We start from the raw sequence: 16,142 nt of genomic DNA, 5'->3' as shown, positions 1-16,142 counted from the left end.
GCCGCCCGGTCATCCCTGGAACGCTATCAGGAAGGGTGTCATGTTCGTTCTCAAGAACGCCTGGTTCACCATCAGGCGGCATGCGGCGCGGAGCCTGGTCATGGTTCTGGCCTGCCTGGTCGTGGCGGCTCTGGCCACGACGGCGGCCACCGTGCTCCAGGCTGACACCAAGGCACGCACCACAGACTACGAATCCCAACAGGTGGATGCCGTCATCAGCCCGCGCAAGGGAACCAAGGCCTCTCCCCTGGGCTGGAACGAGTATTCCAAGTACGCCCAGCGCCTGCAGATGGACGGCATGCAGTACAAGGCCTACTTCCATGAGACCGCCGACATCAGCCCGGAGGGACTGCCCCAGTCAGGCGCTTACTCCCTGGTGGGGGTCTCCGACAAGGAGGCCGAACCCACTCTGCCTCACGGCCCCTTCGCAGTGGATCAGGGCAAGGGGCTGGACTACGCCTCCCAGAATGCCTCCGGCACCCAGACCGTGCTGATCTCCAAGCAAATGGCGCAGGCCAACAAGCTCAAGGTGGGCGACACCCTGACCATCAAGGATCCCCGCCAGCAGGATCAGCAGGTCAAGCTGACCATCTCCGGCACCTACCACTATCGCAAGGCCGTGGATCCGGCCGCCAACCGGGCCATCTACACGGCCTACCCCACCTTTGCCATGCTGGGGCTGGACGCAGCCAGCAAACCTGGAGACCCTGGCCATGAACTGCTCGTCGCCTTCGTCCTGGATTCGCCAAGCACCTACCAGAAGTTCATCAAGGAGCTGCGCAAGGACGGGCTCAAGGCCTCACAATATGACATCGACTCCCCCAGCCTGAAGGACTACCAGCGGCGGATGGAGCCTGTCCACCAGGCCGCCGACCAGGCGCGGACCACCATTATCCTGGTCTGCCTGCTGGGCGGGCTGGTTCTGCTGGGCTGCTTGTTCCTCATGCTGCGCAGCCGTGCCAATGAAATCGGCATGGCCATCACCATCGGGGTCCACAAGGCTCGGCTGGGTTGGCAGTTCGCCTTGGAGACCCTCTTGCTCACCCTGCCTGGACTGGTGCTGGGCCTGGCGCTGGGAACCGCGATCAGTCGGCCGCTGGGCCGGTCGCTCTTCCGGCTGGGGAGCCTGGCCAGCATGCCTCATGCTGGTCTGATCTGGAAGATGATCCTGATTGGCCTGGCCGTCTGCCTGGTCCTCGCTCTGGCAGCAGCCGCCAGGGTAGCGGCCTTCAGAACCGCCCAGCTATACACCAACGACCTGGAGGACGAGGCATGAGCGAAAAGACATCGGACCAGCAGCCAGACGAAGAGTCCCAGGCAACGACTGATCAGAAACAGACCGATCAGAAGCAAGCCGCTCAGACAACGGCCGATGCTGAGCACAAAACCGACGAGAACACCAGCACCGAACCGCTGCCCGAATCCGAGGAAGGAGCAGCTTCTCAGACGGGCGAACAGTCCGAGGAGGATGATTCCTCTGAAGAGGACGTGTCGATGGCTGCCTTCAAGGTGGTCATCGAGCAGGAAAATGCCGAAGATCCCGACGGCGGTCAGGAGGAGGACCCGCTGCTGGAGACCGATGAACAGCGGATTCTGGTTCCTGGCGGCTACCCGGTGCTCTCCCTGAAGCATGTGGATTACACGCGCAAGGTCCAGGGTCGCCCCGAACAGATCCTGGACGATGTCGATCTGGAATTCCAGCGCCGCCGCATCTATTCGGTGGAGACCACTACGCCTTCCGGACGGGCCGCTCTGATGGCCCTAATGACCGGTCTGCGCGCTCCTACCCAGGGCAGCGTGCTCTTCCGGGGCACGGACCTTCGCCAATTGCTGGCCTCCGACTATCGCGGCCATCAGATCGGAGCCATCTTCGGCACCGATGCCCTGAGGCGCGACCTGACCGCCGTACAGAATCTTGTCTACACCATGGAGGCCAGCGGACGCACCTTCCTGGGCCCCAAGGACAATCTGGCCCGTCAGTTGCTGGACGAAGTGGGCTTCCCGGAGCGCCTGCAGGACAAGCTGACCGCTGATCTGGGCCACTTGGACTTCCGCTTGGCCTCCGTGGCCCGTGCCCTGTGCTGCGAGTGCGACGTGCTCATCGCCGACGAACCCACCGAGGGGCTGGAGCCGAGCGACTGGGACACCCTGCTGGCCACCCTGAAGCGGGTCTCCCGCCGTCATGACTGCGCAGTGATCATCCTGACCTCCGGCGGTTCTGACACCGTGGACGAGGGCACTTACGACGACCGATTCATCGTCGATTGAGCCCCAGCCTTCCCGACCGGGGACGGACAGCACTGCACTGATTTGTTCGGTCATTACCCATGAGGAGTGGATACCCCGGGTCATGACCGACCAAATCGGTTCATGCAACAATGACCCACGCCGGCAAGGGAGGGTCATCCTGCACCATCACCATGGATTCGGACCTGTTCGGGAGGTCGGCGTCAAGGAAGCCATATGGATTACCCCAGGGCTGCTGATCGCTCAGAACGCCTGGCTGGCATCCCAAGGCCGTCCCCCTTGGGCCCTGTCAGCACCACCAACCATGTGGCTGGATGAACTGGATCAGTCCCTGACCGAACGCCGGATTCTGACTGTGACGGCAGCAACCATCCTGACCTGGCGTCGGCTGCCATCGGGGTTGGGACAACGTCCCTGGTCGCAGCTGGCTGCCGGCCGGGTATCGGGCCTGCCTGCGGCCCGACGGACCCTTGAAGGCCTGCAGAGCCATCTGCGGACAGCCCCTGCGCAATCGCTGATTCGAATCCAGACCCACCTGCCCAATATCCATGAGGAGTGGCGGGTCATCATCGACAGGGATCGAATCGCGGCCTCCAGCGGATACTGCCTGCATGAGGACGAGGGCTCTCGAGCCATTACCACGGTCTTCGACGGCGCCATCTTCGATCCCAGGCATCGAACGATCGCCGAGAACTGCGCCCTCCAGGCAGCCAAAGGTCGATCGCCTGCTCCGATCAGCGTGGATCTGGCCTTCCTCCGTGGATCGGATCGGCCTCTCATCCTGGAGGGAAACCCGGTCTGGTGCGCAGCCCCTTACGCTTACGGGCCGCAGGGCATGGTCTCGTTCTTAAAAGCCGTAGCGACCTGCCGGACCGATCCAGTCGACCCCTATCAACCAGACCCGTGGATGCTGCGCGAATTCGGCGGCCGCTTCCGCAGTTCCTGGGGGCCGGGTCGGCCGGATCAGACGATGGTCATGCCGTAGTGCTTGGCCAGGGGCTGCAGATCCGGCACCCCATACCGGGCCACCAGCTGCCTCCAGCGGGCCAGGTTGTCAGGACCATACTTAGCTGTGCGCTTGGCGGCAGTGGGCTCGGAGACGAAGATGGGCGGCTGGTGCTTGCTGTGGAACTTGTCCGCATACATGACCACCTCCTGCTCAGGGTTGACCGGCAGGTAGTCGTCAGGCGGCAGATTCAGATGTTCCTCCTCCACCTGGCGGCGGGTCAGCCCCACCCCGGTATGGTTGCGGGCGAACTGGGCCACCGACTCGTCCACCCCAGCGTCCAGCAGCAAGTGGTAACCCTCCAGCCCATGTTCGATGTACCGCTCGCCCTGGAAGGTCAGAGGGCGGCCCTGGGAACCATCGTCCTTGAGGATCCGGTAGGTACCGATGTCGTGCAGCAAGGCACCCGTGCGGACCAGGTCACGGTCCAGAGGCCGCTCGGGCAGCACCCCGTCAGGATCATCATCACGCAGCAGGCGTTCGTTGACCTGGTCGGCCATACGCACCGCGAGGGCGGCAATGATCTGGCAGTGGGTATGTATCAGTTCATAGGCGGCTTGGGAGGGCGCATACTGACGGTGCAGGGCCTCGGCCATGGGAACATTGGGAATCATACCGACCATTCTAGGGATTCCTGCCGCAAATGTGACCTTTGCGACGCTTATGCACACTTCAGCGGATAATCGGCCCTGCCCTTCTGCCGCCGACAGTACACTAGGAGCCACAGTATTTCACGAGGAGCACTATGGACACTTCACCACTTGTGCGCTCCGCCGACCAGCCCGCTCCTCCAGACGAGGACGGCGGCCGACAGGCGCCCTGGCACAACCCCCTGCTGGACCCGCGCGATCTGCGCATGCCGCGCATCGCGGGCCCCAGCTCATTGGTCATTTTCGGCGTCACCGGCGATTTGGCCAAGAAAAAGCTCTTGCCAGCTGTTTATGACCTGGCCAACCGGGGGCTGCTTCCAGCCAGCTTCGGGCTGATCGGCTTTGGACGGCGCGACTGGAGCGACCAGCAGTTCGTCGCCTTTGCGGAGGAGAACGTCCGCGCCCACTGCCGCACCCCCTTCAACGAATCCACTTGGCGGCATCTGAGCCAGGGCATGCGCTTCGTCAAGGGCAGCTTCGACGATGCCGAGGCCTTCCGCCGCCTGTCGGCCACTGTCTCGGAGCTGGATCGGGTCCGGGGCACCCGCGGCAACCATGCCTTCTACATGTCGGTGCCGCCCAAGGCCTTCCCCCAGGTGGCCCGTCAGCTGGCCGAGTCGGGGCTTTCCCACTCCAAGGAAGGGGCCTGGCGCCGCGTCATCATCGAGAAGCCCTTCGGTCACGACCTGGCCTCGGCCAAGGAGCTTGACCGGGTGGTCTCCGAGGTCTTCGAACCGGATTCGGTCTTCCGCATCGACCACTACCTGGGCAAGGAGACCGTGCAGAACATCCTGGCCCTGCGCTTCGCCAACATGATGTTCGAGCCGGTCTGGAACTCCAACTACGTCTCCCACGTGCAGATCACCATGGCCGAGGACATGGGCATTGGCGGCAGGGCCGGCTACTACGACGGAATCGGAGCAGCCCGGGACGTCATCCAGAACCACCTCCTGCAGCTGATGGCCCTGACAGCCATGGAGGAGCCGGTCTCCTTCTCGGCGTCGGATCTGACGGCCGAGAAGACCAAGATCCTTTCCGCGGTCCGCATTCCCAAGGATCTGGCGGCCCACACCGCCCGAGGCCAGTACACAGCAGGCTGGCAGGGCTCCCAGCATGTGGTCGGCTACCTGGACGAGGACGGGATCGACCCCTCCTCCACCACCGAGACCTATGCGGCCATCAGGCTGGATGTGGACACCCGCCGCTGGGCCGGCGTCCCCTTCTACCTGCGTACGGGCAAGCGCCTGGGCAAGCGGGTCAGCGAGATCGCCATCGTCTTCAAGCGTGCCCCCCACCTGCCCTTCGAGGCCACAGCCACCCGGGAACTGGGCGCCAACGCCGTAGTCATCCGCGTACAGCCCGACGAGGGCGTGACCATGCGTTTCGGGGCCAAGACCCCTGGCTCGGCCATGGAGGTGCGCGACGTCAACATGGACTTCTCCTACGGGCGTTCCTTCACCGAGGCCTCCCCCGAGGCCTACGAGCGGCTGATCCTGGACGTGCTCCTGGGAGACCCGCCCCTCTTCCCCACCACCGAGGAGGTTAATCTCTCCTGGAAGATCCTGGACCCCATCGAGGAGTTCTGGGCCGGACAGGGCCAGCCCCAGCCCTACCGCGCCGGCACCTGGGGTCCGCGGGAGGCTGATCTGATGCTGGCCCGCGACGGATACCACTGGAGGATGCCATGATCGTCAGACTGAACAACACCACTACCTCCGCCATCGCCCGGGAGATCGACGAACTCCACGTTGAACGCGGGGAGGCCGCCCAGGGACGGGTGCTGACCCTGGTCATCATCACCGAGCAGGCCCATCTGGAGACAGCCCTGGAGACCATAAACGCCGCAAGCCGCGAACATCCCTGCCGGGTCATCGCCATAGTGACCGATGCCGAAGACCATCAGGCCGGGCAGGATGCGGACCAGAGGACCGCTGCAGCACAGACCTCTGATGACTGCGTCTCCTACAAGAACACCGACCACAACGGGGATCGCACGCTGGATGCCGAAATACGCTTCGGCTCGGATGCTGGTGCCGGCGAAGTGGTGGTCCTGCGACCAGTGGCAGCCCTGCTGGACCATTCCGACGCTCTGGTCATTCCCCTCCTGGTGCCGGATGCGCCTCTGGTAGTCTGGTGGCCCACCAATCCGCCCCTGGATCCCTCGCAGGATCCCATCGGGACCATGGCCGCCAGCAGAATCACCGATGCCATGGAGGCCGACGATCGCCAGGCCACCTTCGCCGGGCTGCTGGCCCATTCGCACGCTGAGGACGTGGACCTGTCCTGGACCAGGATCACCATCTGGCGAGCGCTGCTGACCTCCATGGTGCAGCAGCCGCCCCACCTGCCCATCCGTTCGGTCAGGGTAACCGGCCAAGCCCACTACCTGCCGTTGGAGCTGCTGGCCTCCTGGCTGGCCCTGAAGCTAAAGGTGCCGGTCACAGTCGAACGCGACCCGCAGGCTCAGGCGGTCACCGGCGTCTACTTCGAACGTCCGGACGGGGTCATGAGCATGGAGCGCCACCATGACGACCAGGCCCGGATCAACCAGCCCGGTCAGGCCTCGCAGACCATCTCCATGCCCCTGCGCTCTGCCGTGGACTGCATGAGCGAGGAACTGGGTCGACTGGATCCTGACGAGGTCTATCAGGATGTCATCCACACCGGCTGGGAAATGGTTGACCACCAGTAGACCTCTGCAGTGACTCAATTCATATGCAAACGTCTGGGTGTAGGCTGAGGCCAGCTTCACCTGCATGCAAGGAGGATCAGATGACCGATCGTCGTGTCGTGACTTATGCCACAACCAAGCTGCTCAATCAAGCCACCGCAGCCCGGATCCTGCTGGAGCTGGGCGACCTCCTGGCCCGTCAGGATCGGGCCGACCTGGCGTTGACCGGCGGCCGGGACGCGGCGGATGTCTATGCCCTGATGGGTGCCGATCCCCTGAGCCAGAGCGTGGACTGGAGCCGGGTCCACCTCTGGTGGAGTGATGAGCGGTTCGTGGGACTGGAAGACCCGGACCGCAACGACGAACAGGCACGGCGAGCCTGGTATGGCTCGCTGATCGACCAGGGGCTGCTGCCCCAGGCCAACGTGCATCCCATGCCCGTGGATACCCGCAGCCCAGCTCAAGTTGAAGCCGCCGACCAGGAGGAGAACGAACGGGCTCTGACCCAGGCGGCAGCCACCTATCAGCAGGAGATCATCGACCAGCTCGGCCCTGATGGACACATGGATCTAGCCATCTTCGGCGTGGGCCCCGACGGCCACTATGCCTCCCTCTTCCCCGACCGCTCCGAGGTCAAGCTACAGGACGATGATTTGCTGGTGACGGGCGTCAGCAACTCCCCCAAGCTGCCGCCGCTCAGGGTCACCATGACCACGCCATTCATCCGCCGGACCCCCAAGGTCTGGCTCTTCACCTCAACCACTGAAAAGGCTTCGGCCGTGGCTGCAGCCCTGGGAACCACAGACGACCCCCATGTCCCCTCCTCGTATGCCAGGGGCACCCTGGAGACCCTCTGGCTCCTGGACGCTGATGCCGCCTCGAAACTGCGCTGAGCCTTCAGCAACAAGAGCCTCTACAGATTTCAGGAATCCGAAGATTCCTCATCCGCAGTACGGACGGAGCTTTCGGAGTCTTTTCTAGTCATTTGTTCGATAGCCCGATCGGATTCGTCGACGATCCAATCCATGGCGTGGCGGGCACCCTCTGCATCGCCCCGCCGTATCAGCGCAGCCACGTCCCCGTGCAGCCGCAGCGCCTTCTCATCAGCCTTCCTGGGCATAAGCTCATGCCGGGTCCGCCCAGACAGCACTGAAGCAATCACATCGCCCAGGGCCGCGAACATAGCGTTGCCCGATGCCTCAAGCAGGGTTCGATGGAAGGTTTCGTCAGCCCGAAGATAGTCCGGCCCGTCGGCCCGGTCAGCGTTGGCCACCATGTCAATGGCGGCCCGCGTCAGCTTCGCCCAGTGATCCTGATCAGCGTGGCTGGCCGCCAGCTGGGCAGCCATGGGCTCCACGCATGCCCTGAGCTCGGACAGCTCATGCAGGGTCCGCCCCCGGCCAGGTCCGCGCAGCCTCCACTCGATCACCCGCGGATCATAGATATTCCAGAGCCGACGGGGGTTGACCGTGGCACCGACCTTGCGTTTGACGGTGACCAGACCCATGGCTTCAAGAACCCTGGTGACCTCCCTGGTCACCGTGCGCGAAGGCCTCTGGCTATCCAGATCCGGAACGGGCAGCCGGTCGCCCGGGGCGATGGCGCCATCGACGATGGCCGCCCCCCACTGGTCCAGGAGCCGGTCATGCAGGGTGCCTTCTGCAGCCGTTCCGTCATCAGGTGTCCTTGATCTTTCCACAAACGCCACTCTAGCAACCGGGCTCATTTTCAAACGGTTCAGAAGGATGAGCGAGCCAGCCGAAATTGAATCCAACTCTTGGCATCTCAACTTCCAAACCGTCCCAGGTGCGTGTAAGATATGGTCTGTTAAGGCATACGTAATATCACGCTGTCGATATTACGTAATGCAAAAATAAGGGCCGGAAAGCTGCTCAGGCCGAACGGTTCGCATCCTCAGAGAAGAGGCAGCCATGCTTTTAGCGTCGCAGCCGACAGCCGGCGGGTACCTGACCCTGGCGGCGAGTCAGGCCGTTTCCCTGAACACCACCCAATTGGGCATCAGTCTGGTGCTCAGCCTGGCGGTGCTCATTTTCCTAGTCACTGTCGTTAAGCTTCATCCCTTTGTCTCCCTGCTGGGTGCCGCCCTGGTGGTCGGCATCGGTTCCGGCTATGGTCCCGTGGCCACCCTGACCAGCTTCACCGGCGAGTTCGGCTCCACCATGGGCTCCGTGGGCATTCTGATTGGCCTGGGAGCCATGATCGGCAAGGTCCTCATGGACACCGGAGCCACCGACCAGGTGGTCAACACCCTGGTCGCCAAGTCCAAGCCCGCCACCATCCCTTGGATCATGGCCCTGATCGGCGCCCTGATCGGCCTGCCCATGTTCTTCGAGGTTGGCCTGGTCATCCTGGTCCCGGTCATCATTCTGGTGGCCCGCCGTACCAAGCTCCCGCTGATGCGGGTGGCCATCCCCACCCTGGCAGGCCTGTCCATCATGCACGCCTGCGTGCCCCCTCACCCTGGCCCCTTGGCCGCTTTAAGCCAGTTCAAGCAGACCGGCAATGTGGGCCTGACCATGATGTTCGGCATCCCCTTCGCCCTGATCACCCTGGTCGTCGTGGGCCCGGGCTTCTCCCGGCTGGCCTCCCGCTGGGTGCCCATCCAGGCACCGACCGACTTTGTGGCCAAGAGCGAGCAGGCGGGCAAGGAGGAGACCCGACTGCCCTCCTTCGCCATCTCGGTCTGCTGCATCCTGCTGCCGGCAGTCCTCATGCTGCTGACCTCCATCTTCGAGATCGCCATTCCCGGCTTCAAGGATCGCACGGACGGCCTGGCCCAGACCATCAACTTCATCGGCAACCCGGTCATGGCCCTGGCCATAGCACTGATTGTCTCCATGCTGGTCCTCAAGGCCGCCTCGGGCATCTCCTGGAAGACCGTCAATGACTCCCTGGGAGCCTCGCTGCCCGCTGTGGCAGGCATCCTGCTGATCGTGGGCGCAGGCGGCGGCTTCAAGGGCGTACTGGTCTCCACCGGCATCGGCAAGATCATCGGCACCTTTGTGGAGCACTCCAACATCTCCATCTTCCTGCTGGGCTGGGTCATCGCCGTCTTCGTGCGCATCGCCACAGGCTCGGCCACCGTCTCCATCCTGACCACGGCCGGCATCCTCAGCAACGCCATGACCATGATGCATGCCGGCTCCACGGCCACTACGCTCCTGGTCATCGCCATCGGCGCCGGCTCCATCTTCCTCTCCCACCTCAACGACGCAGGCTTCTGGCTGATCAAGGAGTACTTCGGCCTGAGCGTTGGCGAGACTCTGAAGACCTGGTCGGTTCTGGAATGCCTGCTGTCGGTAGTGGTTCTGGTCCTGGTCATGATCGCCAGCATCTTTGTGCCCATCACCGCCTGAGCGCCATTGTCAGATTACTTTTCAGAAAGGTTACACATGGTCGACACATCGTCAAAGAATTCCGACGCGCTGAGCGCAGAAGATCACCCGGAGCCCCAGGTCCCCTCGGCAGTGGACAATACGGTTCCCCCGGACTACTTCCAAGGCCGCACCCCCGTTCTGGTCATCATGGGAGTCGCCGGCTGCGGCAAGACCACCATGAACGAGCACCTGGGCAACAAGCTGGGCTGGGACATGGCCGAGGCCGACGACTTCCACCCCCAGGCCAACATCGACAAGATGGCCCGCGGCATCCCCCTGAACGACGAAGACCGGTGGCCCTGGCTGGACAGCATCCATGAGTGGATCGAGGACCATATGCGGCGAGGAGTGCCCGGAACCGTCACCTGCTCGGCCCTGAAGCGGATCTATCGTGACCGGCTGCGGATGCCGGGCGTGGTCTTCATTCACCTGAGCGGGGACTACGACTCCATCATGGAACGGCTCTCCAAGCGGAAGGGCCACTTCATGAAGCCACAGATGCTGCGCTCCCAGTTCGATGACCTGGAGCCCCTGGGACCGGACGAGGTCCACCTGACTATTGACGTGGGTCTGCGCATGGCTCCCGAGATCGAGGCCGAGGAGGTCATCGACACCCTGGGGCTGCAGTGCGACGTCAAGGCGCACACCGCTCAGGTTCAGGCCGAGCGCGCCCGGCAGGCAGCCCGCCAGTAGCATCGACAATTCGGCCCGACCGCGGCCGACCACCAACCTACGCGGTCAACTTCACACTGTTGCAGTCAAGGGAGAGGAACTGACACTATGAAGATTGGCATGATCGGCCTGGGACGCATGGGCAAGAACATGGCAGACCGCCTGCGCACCGGTGGCCACCAGGTGGTCGGCTACGACATCGCGCCGGACTCGGGCAGGGATGTCGACAGCCTGCAAGCCCTGGTCCAGGCCCTCCAGGCACCACGAGTGATCTGGGTCATGGTCCCGGCCGGCAAGCCCATCGAGTCCACGCTCGATCAGCTGGGCGATCTAATGGAGCGCGGCGACCTGGTCGTGGACGGGGGCAACACCCGCTTCACCCAGGACCAGGAGCACGCCCAAGCCCTGGCCGCCAAGGGCATAGGCCTGGTGGACGTGGGCACCTCCAACGGCATCTGGGGCAAGGAAAAGGGCTACGCCCTGATGGTCGGCGGCTCGGATCAGGACGTGGCTCGGATTCAGCCCATTCTGGACACTCTGAAGCCCGAGGGCGACTACGGTCTGGTCCACGCGGGAGGAACCGGCGCGGGTCACTATGCCAAGATGGTTCATAACGGCATCGAGTACGGGATGATGCAGGCCCTGGCCGAGGGGTATGCGGTCCTGGAGGCCTCCGACCTGATCAAGGAGCCGGGCGAAGTGGTGGAGTCCTGGCGCAAGGGTTCGGTCATCCAGTCCTGGTTGCTGGACCTGCTGGCCCAGGCCCTGAAGGAGGACCCCCACCTGAGCGGAATCGCCGGCAAGGCCGATGAGACCGGCGAGACCAAGTGGATGATTGCGGATGCCCTGGAGTTGGGTGTGCCTACACCGGCCATCACCTCGGCCCTCTACGCCCGCCAGTCCTCCAAGATCGAGGACCCCATGACCATGAAGGTGGTGTCCGCCCTGCGCAGCGCCTTCGGCGGCCACCCCATCGTCAGGGAGTGACCAGATCCCGAGCCGGGTACCAGTAGGATCCCACCTGCGGACGAACCTGGACCATGGCGCCGTCGTCGTCGAAATCCAAGGGAGCGAAGACGATTTCGCGATGGCAGCCGTCGCCCCGACCGTCCCTGGCGAACCTGTGGTAGGCCACAATCCAGTCGTCCCCGCCCGGCACACGGGTGATGCAGTGGTGTCCCGTGGCCAGGATCCCCTTGGCATGATCAGCCTGGATCAAGACCTGGGGCTCGGTCCAGGGCCCGTCCAGCGATGGCGCACTGGACCAGCGGATCCGGTAGCTCGGATCCCTGGTGTCGTTCTCCGACCATGAGGCATAGTAGGTGTCTGCCCGTCGGCAGATGGTGACGGCCTCGCGGAAGTTGTCGGGCACAGCGGAGCGCACCGAACCCTCTTCCAGACGCAGGCCGTCCGGGCTCAGCCGCCCCATGTAGGCACGGCCATTGCCCCAGAGCAGATAGGGCACATCGTCGTCATCCACAAAGACCGAGGGATCGATGGGCAGGCAGTCGTAGTCCCCCCGGGCGATAAATGGCTCCTGGGCCGCCCGGAAGGGTCCAGTCGGCCCAGGAGCGACAGCCTGGCCAATCTGCCCGTCGGCCACAAAATACAGGATGCAGCGTCCCTGGCGCACCAGCAGGCAGGGAGCCCAGGCACCCTGTCCCCCATGCCACCAGGGAACCTGGTCCAAGTCCAGGATTTTTCTGCGGCTCCAGTGGCAAAGGTCCCCGGATTCATAGACATAGAAGGCGTGCGAGGACCATTCAGGCAGACCGTCCTCGGTGCAGTACAGGTACCAGCGGTCCCCGATCATGACCAGATCCGGGTCCGCGCAGTAGCGATGCAGGGGGTTGCTCGCCAAACTCGTCCTCTTCGATCTTTGATGTGCGCTTGCGAATTCCTCCATGGACTGTGACTCCGATTCCTTACGAGTGCGGCGGCCGGAACCTCCGACCGCCGCCATTGACTGCGACCTTCCGACTGGTCGCCTTACCCCTTGACTGCTCCGGCAACCAGCCCGGAGACGATCCACTTCTGGCAGAAGATGAAGAAGACGAAGACCGGGATCAGAGCCAGGACCGTGATGGTCATGAAGCTGGGCCAATCAGTGGTGAACTGGCCAACTGCGTTGTAGACCTGCAGGACGATGGTGCGCAGGCTGGAGCTGCTGATGAAGACGTTGGCGGTCATGAAGTCGTTCCAGGTCGACATGGTCTGGAAGACCACCACTGTGGTCAGGATGGGCCTGATCAGGGGCAGCACGATGCTCCAGAAGATCCTTAAGGGACCGGCCCCGTCGATCCTGGCGGCCTCGATGACCTCGAAGGGCAGGGATTGCATGTAGCCCACGATCAGGAAGTAGCAGAAGACTGCCCCGCCCAGGTACATGATGATCAGGCCCAGGAGCGTGTTGACCAGCCCCACGCTGGACTCCATCCGGTAGAGGGGGATCAGGGTGGACTGGGTGGGAATAACGAAGGCGATCATGAGGATCACCCCGATGACCGAGGTGAAGATCGACTTGCACAGGATCATCCCAGCGTGGTCTTGGACCCGTCAGCGCCACCAGCCCCGCAGGCACCCATGGCCGATATCACTATGCCGACCCCCAGCGCCGCAGCTATGCCCTTCCATGCTCGCTTCAGCTTCATGACTCCTCCTTGCAATCAATCCTCTGAACATCCGTCCGGGCTGTTCAACATCGAGACCCGGGAATTGACACGATTCAATTGCTGTCACAATATGGTATAGCACGTTGATTGAATCGTGTCAATCACATTCTGCTAAGGCACCCCGCGTGCCTAAGATAATGGCTAAACCCCGGGAAAGGTGCGAGATGGTGACGATGAGCGATGTAGCCAAGGAGGCGCAGGTCTCTCGGGCCACTGCCTCCTATGCCCTTCGAGGCGATACACGCATAGCGGATGACACCAGGCGCAGAGTCCTGCTTGCCGCCCGCAAGCTCCGCTATTCGGCCAACCTGTCAGCCAGAAGCCTGCGCTCAGGTAAGAGCGGCATCATCGGCGTGGCCATCTTCGAGCTGGACAAGCCCTACCCTGCGCAGATGAGTGCCGCTATCTCACAGCAGATCAACGCCCACGGCATGCAAGCCATCATCCAGCAGACCTCCAACTCCAAGCAGGACGAGATCTCCATCCTGCGGCATGTGACCAGCCAGCTCTGCGACGGCACCATCTTCAGTCCAGGCAGCATTACCAACGAAGAGATGCAGGAGCTGGCCGACGGCAAGCCTCTGGTCCTGCTGGACGACCCCTCAGCCGAGCCGGTCTTCGATTCGGTCATGACGGCCAGCACCGAGGGAGCTGCCATGGCTGTGCAGCACCTGCTGGACTGCGGATGCCGGCGAATAGGCGTGGTGGGTGCCGACATGACGGCCAGCACCGATCCGGCCCAGCGGCACGCGGTCCGCGGCCGCAGGGTAGCCGGCTGTCTGAAGGCTCTGAAGGCCGCCGGAATCAAGGCCCGTCCCCAAGACTTCCTTCCTCTGGATCGCTGGGACGGGGAAATGGCCCGCGACCTGGGCCATCATCTGGCGGACACGTCCGACCTGCCCTTTGATGGCGTCTTCTGCATGACCGACTCCCTGGCCCTGAGCCTGATTCGAGGACTGCACGAATGCGGCGTGGAGGTCCCTCGGGACCTGGCCGTCGTGGGATTCGACGGCATCCAGGAAGGAGCGTTCTACATACCCTCGCTGACCACCATCAGCACCGACAAGGAGGATCTGGCCCGCAAGGCGGTGGATGCCCTCCTGGCCCGTCTGCAGGGCGACGACGATAATCGTCCTCCCACTCGGACGACTGCAGCCTGCCGGCTGGTGGTCCGGGAATCCACAGCCAAGATCCGTTGACAGGTTGACAAAAGGGTCCGCGCTGCCGATTTAGCGGCTGTGCGGACCCTTGCGATTCTGGCGAGAAGCTCAGTCCTGCTTGATCTCGGACTTGTCCTCGGCCCAGAGGGTGTGGAAGGCACCTGGCTGATCCACACGCCCATAGGTGTGGGCACCGAAGAGGTCACGCTGGCCCTGAATCAGGGCGGCGGGAAGCCGATCGGAACGCAGCCCGTCGTAATAGGACAGGGAGCTGGCGAAGACAGGGATGGGGATGCCGGCCTGGGTGGCGCGGGCCACCACACGCCGCCAGGAATCCTGGGCCTGCTCGACCGCCTGCTTGAAGAAGGGGTCGAAGAGCAGGGAGCCCGGCTCACGGCCAGCGGCGTAGGCATCGGAGATCCGGTTCAGGAACTTGGCCCGAATGATGCAGCCGCCGCGCCAGATGCGGGCGATGGCACCCATGTCCAGCTTCCAGCCGTAGACCTGGGCGCCCTCCTGCATCTCGTTGAACCCCTGGGCATAGGCCACGATCTTGGAGGCATAAAGCGCCTGGCGGATGTCCTCGATGAAGGACTTGCGAGCCTCAGGGTCGGTGGCCAGGTCGGCCATGACGGCCTTGGGCTGCGGCCCCTTCAGATCCTCCTGGGCCGCCTGGCTGCGCAGCTCGGGCGAGGAGGACAGTCCCCTGGCGAAGACGGCCTCGCCGATGCCGGTCACGGGCACGGCCAGATCCAAGGCGGTCTGCACGGTCCAGGTGCCGGTGCCCTTCATGCCGGCCTGGTCGGTGACGATGTCGATGAAGGGCTTGCCGGTGGCGGCATCGGTGTGATGGAGCACCTCAGCGGTGATCTGCACCAGATAGGAGTTCAGATCCCCCTGGTTCCACTCTTCGAAGACCTGGGCGATGGCCTCAGGCTCCATGCCCAGGCCCCGGCGCATCAGGTCATAGGACTCGGCGATCACCTGCATGTCGGCGTACTCGATGCCGTTGTGGACCATCTTGACGAAGTGGCCCGCACCGTCGGTGCCGATATGGGTGACGCAGGGCTCGCCATCGACCTTGGCGGCGATGGACTCCAGGATGGGCCCCAGGGTCTTCCAGGACTCATCGGTCCCGCCGGGCATCATGGAGGGCCCCAGGAGGGCGCCCTGCTCGCCACCTGAGACACCGCAGCCCACGAAGTGCAGCCCGCGGGCCCTGATGGCCTTCTCCCGGCGGATGGTGTCCTTGAAGTAGGCATTGCCGGCATCGACGATGATGTCACCGGGCTCCATCAGGTCGGCCAGGTCATCGATCATCTGGTCGGTGGGATCCCCGGCCTTGACCATGATGATGGCCGTGCGGGGCTTGGTCAGCGAGGCCACGAACTCCTGCAGGGTCTTGGCCGGGACGAACCGGCCCTCCTGGCCATGATCGTGGATCAGGGTCTCGGTGCGCGAATAGTGGCGGTTGTAGACCGCTACGGTATTGCCGTGCCGTGCCAGGTTCCTGGACAGGCTGGCACCCATGGCGGCCAGACCCACGACTCCGATATTGGCTTGAGCTTGTGTCATCACATCACCTTTCGACGGTAGCCCGGAAAGGCCGGGCACCAGGTTCCATGCCGTCAATTCTATGGCCCGGACTCGATTTGGGCCAAGCTCC

13 protein-coding genes and 2 pseudogenes are annotated in these 16,142 nt (G+C 63.6%); 10 read left to right on the top strand and 5 right to left on the bottom strand.

Annotation, left to right across the window (positions count from 1 at the left end; translation table 11 throughout):
- Nucleotides 1–40 precede the first annotated feature (40 nt).
- The 3 genes from FPK30_RS03085 to FPK30_RS03075 all read left to right on the top strand — a co-directional run bounded on the left by FPK30_RS03085 (nucleotide 41) and on the right by FPK30_RS03075 (nucleotide 3,232).
- Complete coding sequence (locus FPK30_RS03085) at nucleotides 41–1,276, top strand: FtsX-like permease family protein (RefSeq protein WP_144085256.1); 1,236 nt, start codon at nucleotides 41–43, stop codon at nucleotides 1,274–1,276.
- Nucleotides 1,273–2,268, top strand: a complete 996-nt coding sequence (locus FPK30_RS03080; RefSeq protein ID WP_144085255.1) for an ATP-binding cassette domain-containing protein — start codon at nucleotides 1,273–1,275, stop codon at nucleotides 2,266–2,268. Before FPK30_RS03085 ends, FPK30_RS03080 begins: the two co-directional genes overlap by 4 nt.
- 82 nt (nucleotides 2,269–2,350) lie before the next feature.
- Nucleotides 2,351–3,232 (top strand): hypothetical protein, encoded by an 882-nt coding sequence (locus tag FPK30_RS03075; protein WP_144085254.1) that lies wholly within the window; start codon nucleotides 2,351–2,353, stop codon nucleotides 3,230–3,232.
- On the opposite strand, the gene FPK30_RS03070 is transcribed toward FPK30_RS03075, so the two are convergent.
- Nucleotides 3,211–3,876 (bottom strand): HD domain-containing protein, encoded by a 666-nt coding sequence (locus FPK30_RS03070; RefSeq protein WP_045923884.1) that lies wholly within the window; start codon nucleotides 3,874–3,876, stop codon nucleotides 3,211–3,213. The two genes, FPK30_RS03075 and FPK30_RS03070, sit on opposite strands and share 22 nt — an antisense overlap.
- 233 nt (nucleotides 3,877–4,109) lie before the next feature.
- On the opposite strand from FPK30_RS03070, the gene zwf reads away from it, so the two are divergent.
- From zwf to pgl, 3 genes are all read left to right on the top strand, one after another.
- Nucleotides 4,110–5,591: a glucose-6-phosphate dehydrogenase gene (gene zwf / locus FPK30_RS03065; protein ID WP_232341936.1), complete on the top strand. Its 1,482-nt coding sequence runs from the start codon at nucleotides 4,110–4,112 to the stop codon at nucleotides 5,589–5,591.
- Nucleotides 5,588–6,595 (top strand): glucose-6-phosphate dehydrogenase assembly protein OpcA, encoded by a 1,008-nt coding sequence (locus FPK30_RS03060; protein WP_144085253.1) that lies wholly within the window; start codon nucleotides 5,588–5,590, stop codon nucleotides 6,593–6,595. Before zwf ends, FPK30_RS03060 begins: the two co-directional genes overlap by 4 nt.
- An 80-nt stretch (nucleotides 6,596–6,675) precedes the next feature.
- Entirely contained in the window at nucleotides 6,676–7,467 is a 792-nt protein-coding gene (gene pgl / locus FPK30_RS03055) for a 6-phosphogluconolactonase (RefSeq protein ID WP_144085252.1), read from the top strand.
- 29 nt (nucleotides 7,468–7,496) lie between these two features.
- On the opposite strand, the gene FPK30_RS03050 is transcribed toward pgl, so the two are convergent.
- On the bottom strand, nucleotides 7,497–8,273 hold the full coding sequence (locus FPK30_RS03050) for a FadR/GntR family transcriptional regulator (protein ID WP_198199088.1): 777 nt from the start codon (nucleotides 8,271–8,273) through the stop codon (nucleotides 7,497–7,499).
- A gap of 232 nt (nucleotides 8,274–8,505) precedes the next feature.
- Between FPK30_RS03050 and FPK30_RS03045 the strand changes: the two genes are divergently transcribed.
- The 3 genes and pseudogenes from FPK30_RS03045 to gnd form a co-directional block, all read left to right on the top strand.
- Nucleotides 8,506–9,951, top strand: coding sequence for a GntP family permease (locus FPK30_RS03045; protein WP_101431850.1), 1,446 nt, complete (start codon nucleotides 8,506–8,508; stop codon nucleotides 9,949–9,951).
- A 36-nt stretch (nucleotides 9,952–9,987) separates the two neighbouring features.
- Entirely contained in the window at nucleotides 9,988–10,665 is a 678-nt protein-coding gene (locus FPK30_RS03040; RefSeq protein WP_101431849.1) for a gluconokinase, read from the top strand.
- A gap of 54 nt (nucleotides 10,666–10,719) precedes the next feature.
- Nucleotides 10,720–11,631, top strand: a pseudogene (gnd, locus tag FPK30_RS03035) (phosphogluconate dehydrogenase (NAD(+)-dependent, decarboxylating)); the annotation flags it as partial.
- Here the strand turns inward: gnd and FPK30_RS03030 are convergent.
- Together FPK30_RS03030 and FPK30_RS03025 are read right to left on the bottom strand one after the other, a co-directional pair.
- Nucleotides 11,621–12,505: a family 43 glycosylhydrolase gene (locus FPK30_RS03030; protein WP_232345831.1), complete on the bottom strand. Its 885-nt coding sequence runs from the start codon at nucleotides 12,503–12,505 to the stop codon at nucleotides 11,621–11,623. The pseudogene gnd and the gene FPK30_RS03030 overlap by 11 nt on opposite strands.
- Nucleotides 12,506–12,633: 128 nt before the next feature.
- Nucleotides 12,634–13,182 (bottom strand): annotated as a pseudogene (locus FPK30_RS03025) (carbohydrate ABC transporter permease); the annotation flags it as partial.
- Between the two features lie 298 nt (nucleotides 13,183–13,480).
- On the opposite strand from FPK30_RS03025, the gene FPK30_RS03020 reads away from it, so the two are divergent.
- Entirely contained in the window at nucleotides 13,481–14,515 is a 1,035-nt protein-coding gene (locus tag FPK30_RS03020; protein ID WP_186279349.1) for a LacI family DNA-binding transcriptional regulator, read from the top strand.
- Nucleotides 14,516–14,584: 69 nt separating this feature from the next.
- Here the strand turns inward: FPK30_RS03020 and gndA are convergent, their stop codons facing one another.
- The gene (gndA, locus tag FPK30_RS03015) at nucleotides 14,585–16,051 is read right to left on the bottom strand and encodes an NADP-dependent phosphogluconate dehydrogenase (protein WP_144085248.1); all 1,467 of its coding nucleotides are present in this window, start codon (nucleotides 16,049–16,051) and stop codon (nucleotides 14,585–14,587) included.
- Between the last annotated feature and the right edge of the window lie 91 nt (nucleotides 16,052–16,142).

Source organism: Bifidobacterium apousia, assembly GCF_007559275.1.
GTDB lineage: Bacteria > Actinomycetota > Actinomycetes > Actinomycetales > Bifidobacteriaceae > Bombiscardovia > Bombiscardovia apousia.
This window is presented reverse-complemented; position numbering and strand designations above follow the sequence as displayed.

What these genes read in the sequence shown, in the direction of transcription:
- FPK30_RS03085 (WP_144085256.1), top strand. Translation starts at nt 41, where the DNA reads ATGTTCGTTCTCAAGAACGCCTGGTTCACCATCAGGCGGCATGCGGCG.
- FPK30_RS03080 (WP_144085255.1), top strand. Translation starts at nt 1,273, where the DNA reads ATGAGCGAAAAGACATCGGACCAGCAGCCAGACGAAGAGTCCCAGGCA.
- FPK30_RS03075 (WP_144085254.1), top strand. Translation starts at nt 2,351, where the DNA reads ATGACCGACCAAATCGGTTCATGCAACAATGACCCACGCCGGCAAGGG.
- FPK30_RS03070 (WP_045923884.1), bottom strand. Translation starts at nt 3,876, where the DNA reads ATGGTCGGTATGATTCCCAATGTTCCCATGGCCGAGGCCCTGCACCGT.
- zwf (WP_232341936.1), top strand. Translation starts at nt 4,110, where the DNA reads ATGCCGCGCATCGCGGGCCCCAGCTCATTGGTCATTTTCGGCGTCACC.
- FPK30_RS03060 (WP_144085253.1), top strand. Translation starts at nt 5,588, where the DNA reads ATGATCGTCAGACTGAACAACACCACTACCTCCGCCATCGCCCGGGAG.
- pgl (WP_144085252.1), top strand. Translation starts at nt 6,676, where the DNA reads ATGACCGATCGTCGTGTCGTGACTTATGCCACAACCAAGCTGCTCAAT.
- FPK30_RS03045 (WP_101431850.1), top strand. Translation starts at nt 8,506, where the DNA reads ATGCTTTTAGCGTCGCAGCCGACAGCCGGCGGGTACCTGACCCTGGCG.
- FPK30_RS03040 (WP_101431849.1), top strand. Translation starts at nt 9,988, where the DNA reads ATGGTCGACACATCGTCAAAGAATTCCGACGCGCTGAGCGCAGAAGAT.
- FPK30_RS03020 (WP_186279349.1), top strand. Translation starts at nt 13,481, where the DNA reads ATGGTGACGATGAGCGATGTAGCCAAGGAGGCGCAGGTCTCTCGGGCC.
- gndA (WP_144085248.1), bottom strand. Translation starts at nt 16,051, where the DNA reads ATGACACAAGCTCAAGCCAATATCGGAGTCGTGGGTCTGGCCGCCATG.